Consider the following 15756-nt stretch of genomic DNA (forward strand, 5'->3'; position numbering starts at 1 on the left):
CGCAACGTGAAGTTCGTGCTCGACGTCCACCACACGTCGTTCGAGGGAGGCGCCGCCGCCGGCGCCGATCGACCCTCCGAAACCGCCCTGATCACCCGCGCCCAGGTGGCGTTCTAGACCCCGGGGAGGCACACCGATGAAGCGCATCGTCTCGATCCTCGCCGCGCTGCTCCTCGCCGGAGCGTCGCAGGGCGCCGACAAGATCGGCCTGCTCAACGTCTCCTACGACCCGACGCGTGAGCTCTACAAGGACGTCAACGCCGCCTTCGCGAAGACGTGGAAGGCGAAGACCGGGCAGGACGTCGAGGTCCAGCAGTCGCACGGCGGCTCCGGCAAGCAGGCGCGTTCGGTGATCGACGGCCTCGAGGCGGACGTGGTGACCCTCGCGCTCGCCTACGACGTCGACGCGATCGCGAACGCCGGCCTCCTGTCGCGCGACTGGCAGAAGCGGCTGCCCCGCAACGCGTCGCCCTACACGTCGACCATCGTCTTCCTCGTCCGCAAGGGGAACCCCAAGGGGATCAAGGACTGGGACGACCTCGCGCGCCCGGGGGTGGCGGTCGTGACGCCCAATCCGAAGACCTCGGGGGGGGCGCGCTGGAACTACCTCGCCGCCTGGGGGTGGGCGCAGCGCAAGTTCGGCGACGAAGCGAAGACCCGCTCCTATCTGAGCGCGCTCTTCAAGAACGTCCCGATCCTCGACACCGGGGCGCGCGGCGCCACGACGACTTTCGTCGAGCGCGGGATCGGCGACGTGTTCCTCTCGTGGGAGAACGAGGCGCTTTTGGTCGTGAACAACCTCCCGGGCGGGAAGGACAGGTTCGAGGTCGTCTACCCGCGGCTGAGCATCCTCGCCGAGCCCCCGGTCGCCGTCGTCGACAAGGTCGTCGCGCGGCGGAAGACCGGCGAGCTGGCGAAGGCCTACCTCGAGTTCCTGTACACGCCGGAGGGTCAGGCGCTGGCCGCGAAGCACTTCTACCGGGCGCACGACCCCGCGGCGGCCGCGTCGTTTCCGAAACTGGAGCTGCTCACGATCGATCGCGATTTCGGGGGCTGGGCGAAGGCGCAGCAGACCCACTTCGCGAACGGGGGCACCTTCGATCAGGTTTTCCAGGCGGGACGCTGACCCATGGCGAGGCGGCGGCTTCCCGGGTTCGGGCTGTCGATGGGGTTCACGCTGACCTACCTGTGTCTGGTGATCCTGATCCCGCTGTCGATGATCGTGCTGAAGACGTTCTCGATGACCTGGGAACAGTTCGTCGCCATCATCACCTCCCCCCGGACGCTCGCCGCCTACCGCCTCAGCTTCGGGGCCGCGCTCGCCGCGGCCCTCGTCAACCTCGTCTTCGGGGTCCTGCTCGCCTGGGTCCTCGAGCGCTACACCTTCCCGCTGAAGCGCCTCGTGGACGGGATCGTCGACCTGCCCTTCGCGCTGCCGACGGCCGTCGCGGGGATCGCGCTCGCCGCGGTGTACGCGAAGGACGGCTGGATCGGCCGCTGGCTCGTGCCGTTCGGGATCGAGGTCGCCTACACCCCGCTCGGCGTCGTCGCCGCCCTCGTGTTCGTGGGACTCCCCTTCGTCGTCCGCACCGTGCAGCCGGTGCTGCGGGATCTGGACCCGGCGATCGAGGAGGCGGCGGCGAGCCTGGGGGCCGGTCGCGCGGTGACCTTCGTGCGCGTGGTGCTGCCGGCTCTGATGCCCGCGGCGCTGACGGGATTCGTGATCGCCTTCGCGCGCGGCCTCGGCGAATACGGCTCGGTGATCTTCATCGCCGGAAACATGCCGATGAAGTCCGAGATCACGCCGCTTCTGATCATGATCCAGCTCGAGCAATACGATTACGCGGGGGCGGCGGCGATCGCGTTCGTTTTCCTCCTCGCCTCCTTCTCGCTCCTGCTCGCGGCGAACCGCCTGACGCTGCGGCAGGAGAAGCTCGAAGGCTAGGGCGATGCAGGAATCGCGGCTGTTCCGCTGGGCGCTGACGGCGATCGCGATCGCCTTCCTCGCCGCGTTCCTGCTCGTGCCGCTCGCGGCGGTCTTCTTCAACGGCCTGCGGGAGGGGTTGCGGGTCTACGCCGCGGCGGTGACCGAGCCCGACGCCCTCGCCGCCATCCGGCTCACGCTCACCGTCGCGGCGATCGCCGTCCCGCTCAACGTGCTCTACGGTCTCGCCGCCGCCTGGGCGATCGCCAAGTTCCGATTCCCCGGACGGAATCTCCTGGTGACGCTCATCGACCTGCCCTTCAGCGTGTCGCCCGTCATCTCCGGCATGGTCTTCGTCCTGCTCTTCGGCGCCCAGGGGCTGTTCGGATCGTTCCTCATCGACCGCGGCTGGAAGATCGTCTTCGCCCTCCCGGGGATCGTGATCGCCACGATGTTCGTCACCGCGCCGATCGTCGCGCGGGAGCTGATTCCGCTCATGGAGTCGCAGGGGAGCGAGGAGGAGTACGCCGCGCTCACCCTGGGGGCGAGCGGCTGGAAGACGTTCGTCCTCGTCAGCCTCCCGAAGATCCGCTGGGGGCTGATGTACGGGACGATCCTGTGCACCGCACGGGCCATGGGGGAGTTCGGCGCGGTGTCGGTCGTGTCGGGCCACATCCGCGGCCGGACGAACACCCTTCCCCTCCACGTCGAGATCCTCTACAACGAATACCAGTTCACGGCGGCGTTCGCGGCCGCGTCGCTCCTGACGCTCCTGGCGCTGGCCACGCTCGGGGTCCAGTCCTGGCTCGCGTGGCGCGGCGAGCGGCGCCCGCGGGTGAAGTGAGGTCCGCTTGCGCGCACCGCGATTGAGTCTCCTGCTGATCCTCCTGAGCACCGCGCTCCTGGTGCTCGCGATCGGCGCGGTGTCGTGGTCGGCGTCGCGCGTCCTCGGGAGGATCGCGGAGGAGCAGGCGCTCTCCTCGGCCCGCGTCGGCGCCGCGGACGCCGTGAACGCCCTCCAACGCGAGCAGGACACCCTGGCGACCGACGCCGAGCTCCTCGCGGAGCGCCCGACGCTGAGGGCCCTGGCGGCGAGCCGCGACCGCGCCTCGCTCGAGCGCGTCCTCGACACCTTCCGGCGGACCTCGCACCTCGACCTGTGCGCCGTGATCGTGGACGGCGCGATCGTCGGGGCGGCCGGCGGGGCGGTCCCCGACGAGCTCCTGGCGCTCGCCCACCGCCGCGTCCGCGTCTCCCTGACGCTCGACGACGCGAAGCGATCCGCCCGGATCACCTCGTTCGCCGAGGTCTCCGGCCATCCGGGGGCGGCGGTCCTCGTCTCGGACACGATCACCCCGACGAACGACGCCTCCGTCCGGCTCTGGAGCCGCGATGCGATCGAGCGCCAGGGGTTCGGCCCCCGCTCCCCCCTCCGCGAGGCCGCGCTGCAGGCCGGCGAATCGACCAGCCGCAAGCTCCGCGAGGAGCGCGCGCTGGTCGCCGTCGTTCCCGTCCGCAGCGCCGGCGCGATCGTGGGCATCGCGGAGGCGGAGGTCCCCCTCGATCGCGCGATCGCCGAGCGCAAGCGCTGGGTCCGCGACGTGCGCCGCATCGCGCTCGGGGTTCTCGCGCTCACCGTCGCCGGGAGTTTCCTTCTGGGCCGCTACCTCGCCGGTCCGATCGAGGAGATGACGAAAGCCGCGCAGCGCATCGGCCTGGGCGACCTCGAGACCCCGGTTCCGTCCGTGGCCGGCGGCGAGCTGGGCTCGCTCGCGCGCGCCCTGGACGAGATGCGCCTGCGCCTGCTGGAGCAGAGCCGCCAGCTCGGCCGGCGTCGCGCGGAGAGCGACGCGGTCCTCTCGGGAATCGTCGACGGCGTCTTCGCGGTGGACGGCGAGCGTCGCATCCGCCTGCTGAACCCGCGCGCCGCGAAGCTCCTGGGGATCACGCCGGACGAGGCGCTCGGCCGATTCTGCGGCGACGTGCTCCGGCCGATGGGCCCCGACGGCGTCCGGCCCTGCGAGGAGCATTGCCCGATCCTGGAGGCGCGCGCCGGAGGGCGCGCCCGCGCGGTCGAGTACCTCGAGCCCCGCGAGGGGACCAAGCTCACGATCGTGGTGACGAGCGCCCCGCCGGTGGAAGGGAGCCAGATCCAGCTGGTCCGCGAGGAGATGGAGGTCGAGACGACACGGCGCCTGCGCGACACGGTGGTCGCGAACATCTCGCACGAGTTCCGGACCCCGCTCGCGGCCCAGCTCGCGTCGATCGAGTTGCTGCGCGACCGGATCGGCGACCTCCCGCTCGACGAGGCGCGCAAGCTCGTGCTCTCGATGGAGCGCGGCGCGCTGCGCCTCACGCGCCTCATCGACAACCTGCTCGAGAGCGTGCGCCTGGACTCCGGGGAGCGCGGGATCCGGAAGGCCGAGGTCGACCTGGACGCCGTCGTCGAGGAGGCGGTCGAGTCGATGCGCCCGCTGCTCGACCAGCGCCGCCAACAGGTGCTCGTCGAGCTCCCCCATCCCCTCCCCACGGTCGTCGGGGACGCCCCGCGCCTCGTCCAGGTCGTCGTGAACCTGCTCGCCAACGCGAACAAGTTCGCCCTGGAGGGAACGACGATCCGGATCGGGGGCGCCGTCGAGCCCTCCGGCGTCACCCTCTGGGTGGAGGACGAGGGGCCGGGCCTTCCCGAGGGGGACGACGACACCGTCTTCGAGCGATTCGTCCGCCGCGCCGGCGAGGAGCCGGAGCAGAGCGGGATGGGCCTCGGCCTCTGGATCGCGCGCTCGATCGTCGAGCGGCACGGGGGGCGGATCTACGCCGCGACGGTGGAACGCGGCGCGAAGATGTGTATCGTCCTGCCGACATGAAGATCCTCGTCGCCGACGACGACCTCGACCTCGCCGAGCTCGTGGCCTACGCCCTGCGGGGAGCGGGGTACTCCGTGGTCACCGCTCACGACGGCAAAGCCGCGATCGACACCTTCCGCAACGAGAGCCCCGACCTCGTCGTCCTCGACGTGAACATGCCGCACTTCTCCGGCTTCGAGGTTCTCGAGAAGCTGCGCGAGACGACGTCGGTCCCCGTGATGATGCTCACCGTCCGCTCGAGCGAGGAGGACCAGGTCCGCGGCCTCGATCTCGGCGCCGACGACTACCTCACGAAGCCGTTCAGCCCCAGGACGCTGCTGGCCCGTGTGCGCGCGTTGTTGAGGCGGGGCGGCGCCGAGCGGCCGGGGAACCTCGAGGCTGGGGATCTCGTGCTCGACTTGTCCACGCACGAGGTGCGGGTGGCGGGGGCCGAGGCCGTGAGACTGACCTCCCTCGAGTCGCGCCTGCTGCAGCTGCTGCTCGCCAGCTCCGACAAGCCGTTGCACGCCGACGCGCTCAGCCGCCAGATCTGGGGGGCGCGCGGGGTCGGCGACAAGCAGCTGCTCAAGCAGCTCGTCCATCGCCTGCGGAGGAAGATCGAGAAGGACGCCGCGGATCCCCGGCGGCTCGTGACGGTGCCGGGGGTGGGGTATCAGCTGAAATCGACCTGAGCCGAGTTCAGGCCGGCTTGCGCGTGCTCCGAACACGACGACGCACCGGTCCCGCGGCGAGGATCAGCGCCCGAAGGGCCTCGTTCACCGATGCAGAATCCGGAAAGACCTTTGCGACGTCGGCTTCCAGCACGACGATGTTGGAGCCTTCCTTCAGCATGCGGCGGAAGTACTTCCCGCGCTCGGCCTTGGAGAAGTCGAAGTCGTACTCCGCGCGCATGTCATCTTCCAGAGACGCAGCCTTGCTCTTCATACCGCCTCCTCTCGTGGCGCGTGGCGAGGCGGGCACTGATGATCCTCTCCGTGTCATGCCGGAGAGTATGGCACACCACGAGGAGTCGGCCCGTCGCCGCGAAGCCGACCGTCAGATAGCGGATTTCCCCTTCCGAGTGGTCGGGATCCCCGACGGTCCCAGCCAGCGGATCGAGGAAGACGGTGAGCGCCTCCTCGAACGTCACCCCGTGCCTCACGGCGTTCCGCATGGCCTTCCTTCCGTCCCATTCGAATCGCACGCCCGCGCAGACGAGCAAGATCCGTGTCCGATCTCGCGGAGCGCGCAAGTCGCACGCCGAGTGCGGATTGGCCCAGTTCCCTTGAGCACCGTGTCCGCGGGCGGACGTTCGGGGGCGGCACGTTAGGCCCCGAAGTCGGAAAACCACCAGGATCGAGAAGACCAGACGTTCCAAACCAGATGCAGCACGACACAGGGCCAGAGTGTCTTCGTTCGCAGCCGAAGGGCGCCGAGAAGCAGGCCGAACGCAAACGCGACGAGCGCCGCACCGGTTGGCCCGTGGATGAGGCCGAACGCCGCACTCGAAACGGCTACGACGCGCCAGCCGCTCCACGAGGGCGGCAGAAGCTCGAAGAGCGCGCCGCGGAACAACGCTTCCTCCGCGACAACCGCCAGCGCCGCGAGCCCGCCCCACACCACCCCTTCGAAGGGCAGCCCAGCGGCGAGTGTCAATCCCATCGCCCTGAAGGGGTCGATCGCCAAGGTAATGAGATTGCCCTGCCATGCAGACACGGCGATAAGCGCGCACCACGGGCCCGCGACGAGCCACGGCAGGTGCGGGATCCTCCCGAGCCCGAACCAGCGCTCGATCGCCTCCGCGCCGCCGGAGCGGGCGGCGATCACGAACAACGCGAGCGAGGAGAGCTTGAGGAGAACGTGGGTGACCGCCGCCGCCCCTAGCGGAGGAAGCAACGCGAACGCGGCAAACTGAAGGAGATAGGACGACAGGCTCGTGGCCAGCGCTATCGACCAGAGGCCGGCCGCCGGCCCGAGCCCCGCGCCCGTCATGTCGCGTCGCCGGATCCACCAGCCAACGACGAGGAGCGCGGCGAAGTAGATCGTGAGTCGGAGCGTTTCTGCGCCAACCGCCTCGACCGACGCGTCATTCACCTCCCCAATTCCCCCCACCCCTCGAAGACCTCGTTCAAGGCGACCTCGATCTCCTTCACGACCGCCCCCTCGAACTTCCTCGCCTTCTTCGGATCGGGATCCGGCGCCCCGTCCCCGTTCTGCTCCGGCTTGTCGAGGATGATCGTCGCGGGGAAGGGGCGCGTGCGCACGCCGAAGCGCCGCGGCACGCGTCGCGCCTTCACCAGCGCCTTCGCATCCACGAGCGTCGGATCGATCGCGATCACCATCGCGCTCTCCTCGACCCCCGCGTGCCCGGACGTCCGCTCGCCGTAGACCGCCTTCGAGGCGTCGGCGGCCATCCCCCACCACTCGATGGCGGCGGCGAACGCCTTCTTCTCGTTCCACAGGCGCGCGACGACGTCGGCGACCTCGCTCGACTGGCCGCCGTGGCCGTTGAGGATCACCACGCGCCGGAATCCGGCGTCCACGAGCCCCGCGCACGCCTCGAGCAGGTACGCGCGGAAGGTCGCCGATGAAACCGTCGTCGAGCCGGGGTACGGAAGCAGCGAGTTGGTCACGCCGTAGGGGATCGACGGCGCGATCAACGCGTCAAACTTCGGAGCGAGGATCTCCGCCAGGTTCTCCGGGATCAGCGTGTCCGTCCCCAGGGGGAGCGCTCCATGCGCCTCCACCGTCCCCACCGGGACCATCACCAGGTCCGTCTGTTTCGGGACCCTCTCCCGGAACTGGATCCACGACAGGTGATTCAGGTGGTGGCGGCTCACGGCGGGTCCTCCTTCGGGCGACGACGACGACGACCGCGCCGAGCGCGATCGAAAGGTACGCGACGACGTCGCCGATCCGGTCGTAGACGGTCGGGTCTCCGGCCAGCGGCAGGTCGAGGACGCGCAGGTCCTCCTCGAACAGCGGGGTCTCCTCGAGGAACCGCCCGTGCGGATCCACGAACCCCGAGATCCCCGTGTTCGCCGCGCGGACGAACGACGAGCGGTTCTCGATCGCGCGCATCCGGACCGTGTTCGCCGCGTAACGCTGGAACAACGTGCGGCGGAACCACGCATGGTTGGTCGCGATCACCTGGAGGCGTGCGCCGGCGTTGCGCAGCTCGCGGTTGAGGTCGAAATACAACTCCTCGAAGCAGACGGTCGCGCCGATCTTCGTTCCGGCGGCGGGGAGGACGACCCCGCGCGGACCCGGCGTGAATCCGCCGGCGATCCAGCGCAACGCCCCCTTCTTCCCTTCGAGGATGGGGCCGAGGATCGGGCGGAACGGGACCCCCTCCACGAACGGCACGAGATAGACCTTCGCGGTCCATGCCGGGTCGAGCGTGCCGTCGGGGTGCACCACCATGACGGCGTTCCAGACCTTGTAGTCGCGCTCGGTCTCGAAGCGGACGTATTCGACGCCGACGAGGATCGTCGCGCCGAACTCCCGCGCGAGCCGCTGCACCTCGGGCATCGCGTACGTCTGCGGGCGCGTCGGGTCGTGGTAGACGGCGAGCGGGCGCGCCGTCTCGGGCCAGACGATCAGGTCGGGAACCGACGTACCCGCCCTGCGCGTCAGCCGGTCGAGGATCCGCCCCTGCGCCTCGTCCGTTCCGGAGTCCATCTTCGTGGCGAGCGGGATGTTCGGTTGTACGAACGCGACGCGCAGCGTTTCCCCCGAGCCGAAGGTGCGGTTCCACGCCCACGCGTCGTAGCCGAGAACCGCGATCCACATCGCGGCGAGGACGAGCCACGCCCCGCGCCGCCGCGTGCGCCACGCTTCGTAGATCAGCGCGTTGGTGACCAGGACGAACAGCCCCGCGCCGTAGGGCCCGGTGAGGTCGACGAACTGCACGAGGAACGGCGCTCCCGCGAGGGTGTGGCCGAGCTGTTGCGCGGTCATCCGGAGGTCGCCCTGCGCCTGGACCCACTCGACGGGGAGCCAGAAGGCGGGGAGGAGCAACGCGAAGCTCCACCCCGTCGCGCGGCGCGCCCAGGCCAGCGCCATGACGACGCAGGTCGTCGCGGTGCCGAAGATCGCCGCCAGGCCGAACCAGGCGCCGAGGCCGAACGACGAGATCCAGAGCATCGAGACCATCCAGTGAAGGATGAGCACGTTGACGGTCAGCCCGAAGACCGCTCCCCCCCGGCGCCAGCGCTTCCAGTCGCCCTCGAGGTTCGCGTCGATCCAGGCGAGCAGGGGCACGAGGGCGACGAAGTTCAGGATCGGGAGGGAATAGGAGAAATAGGAGACCGCGAGCGCGACGCCCGAGACCGCCGGGAGTTTCCACGGGTGGGAGCCGAAGCGCGGGAGCGTCATCGGCGTCAGACGGGCTCGACGACGAGGCAGGCGTTGTGCCCGCCGAAGCCGTACGACATCTTGAGGGCGAGGCGCGGCCGCAGCTCGCGCGGCCCGCCGGCCACCACGTCCACCGGGCAGTCGGGATCGGGGTTCTCGTAGTTGATCGTCGGCGCGACGCGCCCCTCGCGAAGCGCCAGGGCGAGCGCCGCGATCTCCATCGCCCCCGAGGCGGCGATGGCGTGCCCCGTCATCGACTTCAACGCCGTGACCGGCACGCGGTCGGTGCGCTCCCCGAACAGGCGCCGGAGCGCCCGCGCCTCGGTCCGGTCGTTGGGGATCGTCGAGGTGCCGTGCGCGCTGACGTGTTCGACTTCGTCGACCGCACGATCCGCCGAGCGCAGGGCGCGGCGCGCGAGGTCCGCGATCGTCGCGCCGGTCTCGTCGAGCTGGACCATCGAGACGGCGTCGCAGTTCGCGGCGTACCCGACGATCGACGCGTACGGGCGCGCGCCGCGGGCGCGGGCGTGGGCCTCGCGCTCGAGGACCAGCACCGCCGCCCCCTCGCCGAGCACGAACCCGTCGCGTTCCCGGTCGAAGGGACGGCTCGCCCGCCCCGGCTCGTCGTTGCGGGTGGACATCGCGCGCAGCCGGTCGAACCCGAGCATCGCGAAGGCGTCCTCGTCGTCGACGAGCGCTTCCGCACCGCCCGCGAAGGCGACGTCGGCCTCGCCGTCGCGCAGCAATCTCCAGGCGTCGCCGGCGGCCATCGTGCCCGCGGCGCAGGCGGTCGCGATCGACTTGCACTCCCCGCGGGCCCCGAGCCGGATCGCCACCTCGGCGGCGGGGGCGTTGGGGATCACCATCGGGAGGCCCAGGCGACGCGCGCCGACGCGGGTGCGGGTCCGGCGCCAGGTCGCGTGGCTGTTCTCGAGGGTCGTCAGCCCGCCGATCCCGGAGCTGAGGACGACGCACGCCCGCGAGGGATCGACTTCACGAAGCCTCGGCCGGTCCCCTCCGTCGAGTCCGAGCCCGGCGTCCTCGACGGCCTCGAGCGCGGCGGCCATCGCGAACCAGCTGACGCGATCGAGCAGGGCCGCCTGTCGGCGAGGCAGGCCGAGGGTCGCCGGATCGAATCCGCGCACCGGCGCCGCGATCTTCGTCGCGATGTCGGTCTCCTCGAGCCAGGGGTGGCCGGGTCGGATCACCCCCGATCGCCCGGCGAGCGCGCCCTCCCAGAAGGCGCGGCGGCCGATGCCGATCGGGCTGACGATGCCGATTCCGGTGAGGACGACGCGCTCGTTCAAGGAGAGGGAACCTCGCGCCGGAGGAAAAACCGCAGGAAAGACGCCGGATGCTAACATCCGCGCATGTCCGCGTCACGCGAGACCGAAGTGAAGCTGCCCTTCGAGTCCACCCGCGCGGCGCGGGAGGCGCTGAGCCGCGCCGGGGCCCGCCTCGAGGTGGCGCGCTCGTTCGAGGACAACCGGATCTACGACCGCGGGGATGGTTCCCTGGAGCGGGACGGGCTCGTCTTGCGACTGCGCGTGGACGACGGCGGCGGGCGGATCACCTTCAAGGGGCCGGTCGAGGGGGAGCGCCGCCACAAGGCGCGCGTCGAACACGAGACCGTCGTCGGGGATCCCGACGCGGCGCACCGGCTGCTCGAAGGCCTCGGTTACCGCGTCGCGTGGCGTTACCAGAAGTACCGCACCACCTACCGGCTCCACGACGTCGAGGCGATGCTCGACGAAACGCCGATCGGCTGCTGGGTCGAGCTCGAAGGCGAGCCCGACGCGATCGATCGCGCGGCGGCCCGGCTCGGCATTCCCCCCGATCGCTACGTGACCGACACCTACCGCGATCTCGCGGTGCGTCATGCGCGCGAGCGCGGGATCGCCCTCGCCGACCTCGTCTTCGAGAGCGCGGCGCCGTGAGGGCGATGGTGCTCGCCGCCGGCCTCGGCGAGCGGATGCTCCCGTTGACGCGCACGGTGCCGAAACCGGCGATCCCGGTTCTCGGTCGGCCGCTCCTGGCGCAGGTGATCTCGAGGCTCGCCGCCGCCGGGGTGCGTTCCCTGGCGATCAACCTGCACCACCTCCCCGACCGGGTCCGGGAGGTCGCCGAAGCCGCGGTCCCGGCCGGGTTCGAGGAGCTCGCCTTTTTCGAGGAACGCGGGACGATCCTCGGCACCGGGGGGGGCCTCAAGAACGCCGAACGGACGCTGCGGGGTCACGGCACGATCCTCGTTCGGAACAGCGATTTCCTCAGCGACATCCCCATCGACCGGGCCCTCGAGGCGCATCGCCGGTCGGGGCTTCCCGCGACCCTGGTGCTCGTCCCCGAGCGGCCTGGGTATACCCCCCTCGACGTCGATGCGTCCGGGCGCGTCAGCTCGATCGGAGGGGAGCCGCCGGCGCCCGCCGGGTCGAGCCGCTTCCGGGGGACGTTCACCGGCCTCCACTTCATCGAGGAAGAGATCCTCGACCGGCTTCCTTCCGGTCGGCCGAGCGACATCGTCCGGGAGGTGTACCGGCCGCTGGTGGCGGAAGGGCGGCTGGGGGCCTGGATCCACCGCGGGCACTGGCTCGAGTTCGGGACGCCCCGGGAGTACCTCGACGGTTCCCTGCAGCTGCTGGACCTTCCGTTCTCGCAGCTGCGCCGCTTCGCGGAGCCCGATCCGATCCGGGAGTTCCCGAACGCGCGGGTGGCGATGGGCGCCGGTGCGGAGGCGGCCGACCCGGTGGCCAGCCTGAGAGGGCGCGTGGCCCTCGGCTTGGCGGCGCGCGTCGGGTCGGGGACCCGGATCGTCGATTCCGTCGTCCTTCCGGAGGCCTGGATCGGCCCGGAGGCGCGCTTGGAGCGGGTCGTCGTCGGTCCCGGAGCCGAGATTCCCGCGGGATTCTCGATCCAGGACGCTCTCCTCTGCGCCGACCCGGGGGACGGATCCGCCGTCCCCCCCGGCGTGGAGAGGGTCTCGGGACTCCTCGTACGGAGGTTCGCGTGAGCGGGATGCGTCCGGAGCTCGTCGCCTGGCTCGAGGACGCCTACCCCCGCCTCCGCTGGCGGGGCCTCGCCGGGGACGCCTCCACCCGGAAGTTCTGGAGGATCCTCTTCCCCGAGCAGGCGACGCGGATCGTGATGGACTATGGCGCCCCCTTCGCCGGGGAGACCGACGACGTGCGACTGTCGCGGGTGTTCCACGAGGCGGGGCTGCGGATCGCGTCGATCGAACACGTCGCTCCCGACCCCGGCTGCCTCGTCCTCGAGGACCTGGGGGACCGGACCTTCGAGATCGCCCTGACCGGCGCCTCCAGCTCCCAGGTCGAGGACCTCTACCGGCGCGCCGTCGACTTCGCCGTCGCCATTGCGGAACGGGGGACGCGGGCGTTGCGACGCTCGGAACGGGCGGCCGGCCCCGCCCTCGACTCCGAGAAGTTCCGATTCGAGATGGACTTCTTCGTCGAGCACTACGTTCGCGGGTTCCGCGGCGCCGAGTCGATCGACGAGGCCCTCGTCGAGTCGCTGCGTCAACTCGCCGACGTCGCGGCGGCCAGCCCGCGGGTTCTCTGTCATCGCGACTACCACGCCCGCAACCTGATGGTCCTCCGGGACGGCGAGCTCGCGATGGTGGATATCCAGGACGCCCGTTGGGGGCCGGACACCTACGACCTGGCCTCCCTGCTTCGGGACGCCTACGTCGACCTCGACGAGGAGTTGGTCGTCGAGTTGTGCGAGCGATACCGAACCGGGCTTCCCGATCCTCCCGAGCCTGGCGCGTTCCGCTCGCGCTTCGGGATCGTCGCCGCGCAGCGGATGATCAAGGCGCTCGGGACCTTCGGCTACCAGGTCCACCGTCTCGGGCGCGACCGCTACCGGGAGGCCATTCCGCGCACCGTCCGCAGGCTCTCCCGGCTTCTGCCGACCTCCTCCGTCCCCGCCACGCTCGTGCACGCCATGGAGAGGGCGCGCCTACTCGAAACGTAGCCCCTCGAAGACCAGCCCCGGCGTCACGACCCCCCAGCCGGCCGGACGCGCCGCCCCGACGCCGCCGACGCAGGCCTCCGCCAAGGCGTGCGGGTGGACCTCCGCGCGGGCGCCCTGGAACACCTCGCCCCGGGACTCTCCCTCCCGGCGCAACCCGTCCAGCTCCAGGATCCAGCGGTCCCGCCGGACGGGGTGCAGTCGGATCGCCTGCACCCGATAAAACCGCTCGGGGCGACCGACCTCGGGGGGGTCGAGCACGAGGGTTGTGGGATGAGGCTCGGGGCGGTCGCGATAGGAGGGTCGCCGGAAGGTCCCCGGCCCGTCGAGCGCCCGCAGGACCTCCCCATCCTCCGCGAGAGCGAGTCGGCCCGCGTCGAATCCGAGGTCGTCGAACGTCCCGCCGACGAGCCCCCGCGCCTGCAGTGGATCGTCGGACAGGCGCCATCCGGCCCCGACCCGACCGCCCGGTCGCGTCCCGGGGGCGTGGAGGACGGCGGCGACGGCGGGGACGAGTTGGGCCGCGGCCTGCGGGGTCAACACCCAAGGGAGCAGAGGAGGGCGTTCCGGAAGGCGGGTCGATCCCGGCGACGCGTCGAAGTCCTCGGCCCAGGTCCCGGCATCGAGGGAGGCGAAGTCCCGGGCGACGAGAAACCGGGGTCGCTCCGGGGCGTCGGGGAGTGCCCGCCCGCGGAAGAGCGCCATCGCCCAGGCCCTCCTGCGCCGGCGAAGCGCACGGGTCCCCAGGTCGTCGAGCAGGAGCTCCCAGGTGACCGCCGTCTCGACCCAGGCATTCGGCTGCGGGGAGGGCGCACGCGCATCGCTCACCCGCTCGGCCAGGAACCCCCACGCCCGCGCGAGCCACTCCGCGAGCTCCTCGGTCGACGGCAGCTCCGACTCCACCTCGACGTCGACCCGTTCCACCGACTCGTCACGCCACGCCGACGTGGTGGCGGGAGCGTGAAGGGCGTCGTCGAGCGCCCGCCGCACGAGGGGCTCGACCGACGATGCGTCGGCGGCGTAGGTCCCCACCGCGAACCCTTCGCCTCGTCGGGCGCGATCACGCACGCGGACCGCCACGCCCGACTCGGTGCCTCGAATCGTCTCGATACCTCGCCCCGAGTGCGACGCGCGGACTCGCGTCGACTCGCGGATGAAGAGCTCGACGCGCGATCCACGCGCGGAGAGCCTCGCTCGCTCGAGCCATTGCGAAGCCTCGAGGATCAGGGGTGACGACGACCAGGGTGCGAATAAGGTCAACGCGTTGCTTCTCTGCGCCATGCCGCGAGGAAAGGGATCGAAGTGATTGACAACCTTCTATTTCTTGTCACGCGTGAACTCTGACCAACCCTAGTCGGCATGTCGGCGCGCCGACGCTCACGGCCAGGGGTTGACCATCCTTGAAACACGTTCCGAGGCAGGTGTCGAACTCGAGATCGTCCGCGATGCAATCAAAGCCGCGCAGCGCCTGCGCCGCCGTCATCGACAGCAGGCACGGCTGCACCGGTTCTACGATCGCACCGTCGCGGATCAGATCGGCATCGACGACGCGGAACATGGCGCGACCGGTTCGAGGGTCGACCGATGCCGCCTCCAGGCGGCGCACGAACAACCCCGACGTCACCCCGATCAGCGCATCCTCCGCGCGGTCGCTCCCCGTCGTCACGAACGTGCATCCCATCCGAGGTCGTGGCGGCTCCGGGAACGACGACCGGCGAAGTCGTCCCGCGCCGAGTCGCTGCGCGACGCGCCCCTCCTCGATGAGCGAGATCGGGACGACCGCTTCCCCGGTGTCGTCGATCTTCCACGGGACCCGACCCCTTCGGGGGTCGTCGACGATGCGGAGGCCCCTGGGGCCGACCTCCTCGGTCCTCGACGCAAGCCACGACCCGCCGCGGCTCACCACGTCCTCCTCGAGCGCGTGACCGACGAGCTCGTGGACGATGATGCCGGCGACCCCCGGGGCGAGAACGACGGGCATCACGCCGTCCGGGGCCGGGACCGCCCCCCCTCTCGCCTTCGCCCGGGCCACGGTCTCTCGAGCGAACCGCTCGAGGTCGGGTTCCCGACCCGGCCGCCAGACGGCATCAGCGACAGCGCTTCCCCCCTGCCTCAGTCGGACCTCGAGACGGATTCGGCTCCCGCGCCTGCGGTCCTGGGCGGGGGGCACCCCGGGGCGGCCGATCCCGATCCGCTGATCGGTGGCGACGTACGTGACGCGGGCGTCCGGCCCGGCGAGGCCCCGGAGGCGCTCCGTCCATCGACGCGCCCCCTCGAGGTCCGGGGCGCCACCCGAAACCGACGGGTGCGGGTCGGATTGGAAGGTCAGGTTCGCGCCCTCGGCCCGGCACCAACCCGACGACGTCGCGAGCCTCGAGCGAAGTGGCTCGCCCCCGATTCCCTCGAGAGTGAGGTCGTGGCGTTGCTCGAGGAAGACGTGTCCGCCCGGGGACAACCCGGCCGCCGCGTCCTGGATCCGTTGAAGGAACGGATCGTCGAAAACCGCGCCGTTTCGAACGTTCAAGGCCCCGGCTCCCCGCCTTGAAAGGCCGCGAGGCCAACCCTATGTTCTCCGCGGACTGCGCGAGTCTTTCCGGACGTTCGGCGAGGTCGAGGGTCACGCCGCACGCGGTCCACGGGGTCGCC

The 15756-nt window shown here is 70.9% G+C and carries 16 protein-coding genes; 8 read left to right on the forward strand and 8 right to left on the reverse strand.

Features of this window, described 5'->3' with window-relative positions:
* The first annotated feature begins 136 nt into the window (after nt 1-136).
* From VF139_00965 to VF139_00985, 5 genes are read left to right on the forward strand one after another with little or no spacing between them, the layout of a single operon-like run.
* The gene (locus tag VF139_00965; protein ID HEX6849948.1) at nt 137-1126 is read left to right on the forward strand and encodes a sulfate ABC transporter substrate-binding protein; all 990 of its coding nucleotides are present in this window, start codon (nt 137-139) and stop codon (nt 1124-1126) included.
* 3 nt (nt 1127-1129) lie between these two features.
* Nucleotides 1130-1945: a sulfate ABC transporter permease subunit CysT gene (gene cysT, locus VF139_00970; GenBank protein HEX6849949.1), complete on the forward strand. Its 816-nt coding sequence runs from the start codon at nt 1130-1132 to the stop codon at nt 1943-1945.
* Nucleotides 1946-1949: 4 nt separating this feature from the next.
* Nucleotides 1950-2768, forward strand: a complete 819-nt coding sequence (gene cysW, locus VF139_00975) for a sulfate ABC transporter permease subunit CysW (protein ID HEX6849950.1) — start codon at nt 1950-1952, stop codon at nt 2766-2768.
* A 7-nt stretch (nt 2769-2775) separates the two neighbouring features.
* Nucleotides 2776-4791: an ATP-binding protein gene (locus tag VF139_00980; protein HEX6849951.1), complete on the forward strand. Its 2016-nt coding sequence runs from the start codon at nt 2776-2778 to the stop codon at nt 4789-4791.
* Complete coding sequence (locus VF139_00985; GenBank protein HEX6849952.1) at nt 4788-5462, forward strand: response regulator transcription factor; 675 nt, start codon at nt 4788-4790, stop codon at nt 5460-5462. The genes VF139_00980 and VF139_00985 overlap by 4 nt, the downstream gene beginning before the upstream one ends.
* 7 nt (nt 5463-5469) lie before the next feature.
* On the opposite strand, the gene VF139_00990 is transcribed toward VF139_00985, so the two are convergent.
* The 6 genes from VF139_00990 to VF139_01015 are packed head-to-tail and all read right to left on the reverse strand — an operon-like array spanning nt 5470 to nt 10433.
* Nucleotides 5470-5715 (reverse strand): hypothetical protein, encoded by a 246-nt coding sequence (locus VF139_00990; GenBank protein ID HEX6849953.1) that lies wholly within the window; start codon nt 5713-5715, stop codon nt 5470-5472.
* Complete coding sequence (locus tag VF139_00995) at nt 5684-6121, reverse strand: BrnT family toxin (GenBank protein ID HEX6849954.1); 438 nt, start codon at nt 6119-6121, stop codon at nt 5684-5686. Before VF139_00995 ends, VF139_00990 begins: the two co-directional genes overlap by 32 nt.
* Nucleotides 6097-6864: a CPBP family intramembrane glutamic endopeptidase gene (locus VF139_01000; protein HEX6849955.1), complete on the reverse strand. Its 768-nt coding sequence runs from the start codon at nt 6862-6864 to the stop codon at nt 6097-6099. Before VF139_01000 ends, VF139_00995 begins: the two co-directional genes overlap by 25 nt.
* On the reverse strand, nt 6861-7535 hold the full coding sequence (locus VF139_01005) for a creatininase family protein (GenBank protein ID HEX6849956.1): 675 nt from the start codon (nt 7533-7535) through the stop codon (nt 6861-6863). The genes VF139_01000 and VF139_01005 overlap by 4 nt, the downstream gene beginning before the upstream one ends.
* Nucleotides 7435-9147, reverse strand: a complete 1713-nt coding sequence (lnt, locus tag VF139_01010; protein ID HEX6849957.1) for an apolipoprotein N-acyltransferase — start codon at nt 9145-9147, stop codon at nt 7435-7437. The genes VF139_01005 and lnt overlap by 101 nt, the downstream gene beginning before the upstream one ends.
* Before the next feature lie 5 nt (nt 9148-9152).
* Nucleotides 9153-10433 (reverse strand): beta-ketoacyl-[acyl-carrier-protein] synthase family protein, encoded by a 1281-nt coding sequence (locus VF139_01015; GenBank protein HEX6849958.1) that lies wholly within the window; start codon nt 10431-10433, stop codon nt 9153-9155.
* Nucleotides 10434-10496: 63 nt separating this feature from the next.
* On the opposite strand from VF139_01015, the gene VF139_01020 reads away from it, so the two are divergent.
* Genes VF139_01020 through VF139_01030 form a run of 3 tightly spaced genes read left to right on the forward strand, consistent with a single transcriptional unit; the run spans nt 10497 to nt 13113 of the window.
* Nucleotides 10497-11063, forward strand: coding sequence for a class IV adenylate cyclase (locus tag VF139_01020; protein ID HEX6849959.1), 567 nt, complete (start codon nt 10497-10499; stop codon nt 11061-11063).
* Between the two features lie 5 nt (nt 11064-11068).
* On the forward strand, nt 11069-12133 hold the full coding sequence (locus VF139_01025; protein ID HEX6849960.1) for a sugar phosphate nucleotidyltransferase: 1065 nt from the start codon (nt 11069-11071) through the stop codon (nt 12131-12133).
* Between the two features lie 5 nt (nt 12134-12138).
* A complete protein-coding gene (locus VF139_01030) occupies nt 12139-13113 on the forward strand; it encodes a phosphotransferase (protein HEX6849961.1) in 975 nt (324 codons plus the stop codon).
* On the opposite strand, the gene VF139_01035 is transcribed toward VF139_01030, so the two are convergent.
* Both VF139_01035 and VF139_01040 read right to left on the reverse strand, forming a co-directional pair.
* Entirely contained in the window at nt 13099-14178 is a 1080-nt protein-coding gene (locus tag VF139_01035) for a hypothetical protein (protein ID HEX6849962.1), read from the reverse strand. The genes VF139_01030 and VF139_01035 overlap by 15 nt on opposite strands.
* Nucleotides 14179-14437: 259 nt before the next feature.
* Nucleotides 14438-15634, reverse strand: a complete 1197-nt coding sequence (locus VF139_01040) for a metallopeptidase TldD-related protein (protein ID HEX6849963.1) — start codon at nt 15632-15634, stop codon at nt 14438-14440.
* Nucleotides 15635-15756 lie beyond the last annotated feature (122 nt).

It is taken from the genome of Candidatus Polarisedimenticolaceae bacterium (genome assembly GCA_036376135.1).
In the GTDB taxonomy this organism is placed as follows: Bacteria; Acidobacteriota; Polarisedimenticolia; order Polarisedimenticolales; family DASRJG01; genus DASVAW01.

What these genes read in the sequence shown, in the direction of transcription:
- VF139_00965 (HEX6849948.1), top strand. Translation starts at nt 137, where the DNA reads ATGAAGCGCATCGTCTCGATCCTCGCCGCGCTGCTCCTCGCCGGAGCG.
- cysT (HEX6849949.1), top strand. Translation starts at nt 1,130, where the DNA reads ATGGCGAGGCGGCGGCTTCCCGGGTTCGGGCTGTCGATGGGGTTCACG.
- cysW (HEX6849950.1), top strand. Translation starts at nt 1,950, where the DNA reads ATGCAGGAATCGCGGCTGTTCCGCTGGGCGCTGACGGCGATCGCGATC.
- VF139_00985 (HEX6849952.1), top strand. Translation starts at nt 4,788, where the DNA reads ATGAAGATCCTCGTCGCCGACGACGACCTCGACCTCGCCGAGCTCGTG.
- VF139_00990 (HEX6849953.1), bottom strand. Translation starts at nt 5,715, where the DNA reads ATGAAGAGCAAGGCTGCGTCTCTGGAAGATGACATGCGCGCGGAGTAC.
- VF139_01005 (HEX6849956.1), bottom strand. Translation starts at nt 7,535, where the DNA reads ATGGTCCCGGTGGGGACGGTGGAGGCGCATGGAGCGCTCCCCCTGGGG.
- lnt (HEX6849957.1), bottom strand. Translation starts at nt 9,147, where the DNA reads ATGACGCTCCCGCGCTTCGGCTCCCACCCGTGGAAACTCCCGGCGGTC.
- VF139_01020 (HEX6849959.1), top strand. Translation starts at nt 10,497, where the DNA reads ATGTCCGCGTCACGCGAGACCGAAGTGAAGCTGCCCTTCGAGTCCACC.
- VF139_01025 (HEX6849960.1), top strand. Translation starts at nt 11,069, where the DNA reads ATGGTGCTCGCCGCCGGCCTCGGCGAGCGGATGCTCCCGTTGACGCGC.
- VF139_01030 (HEX6849961.1), top strand. Translation starts at nt 12,139, where the DNA reads ATGCGTCCGGAGCTCGTCGCCTGGCTCGAGGACGCCTACCCCCGCCTC.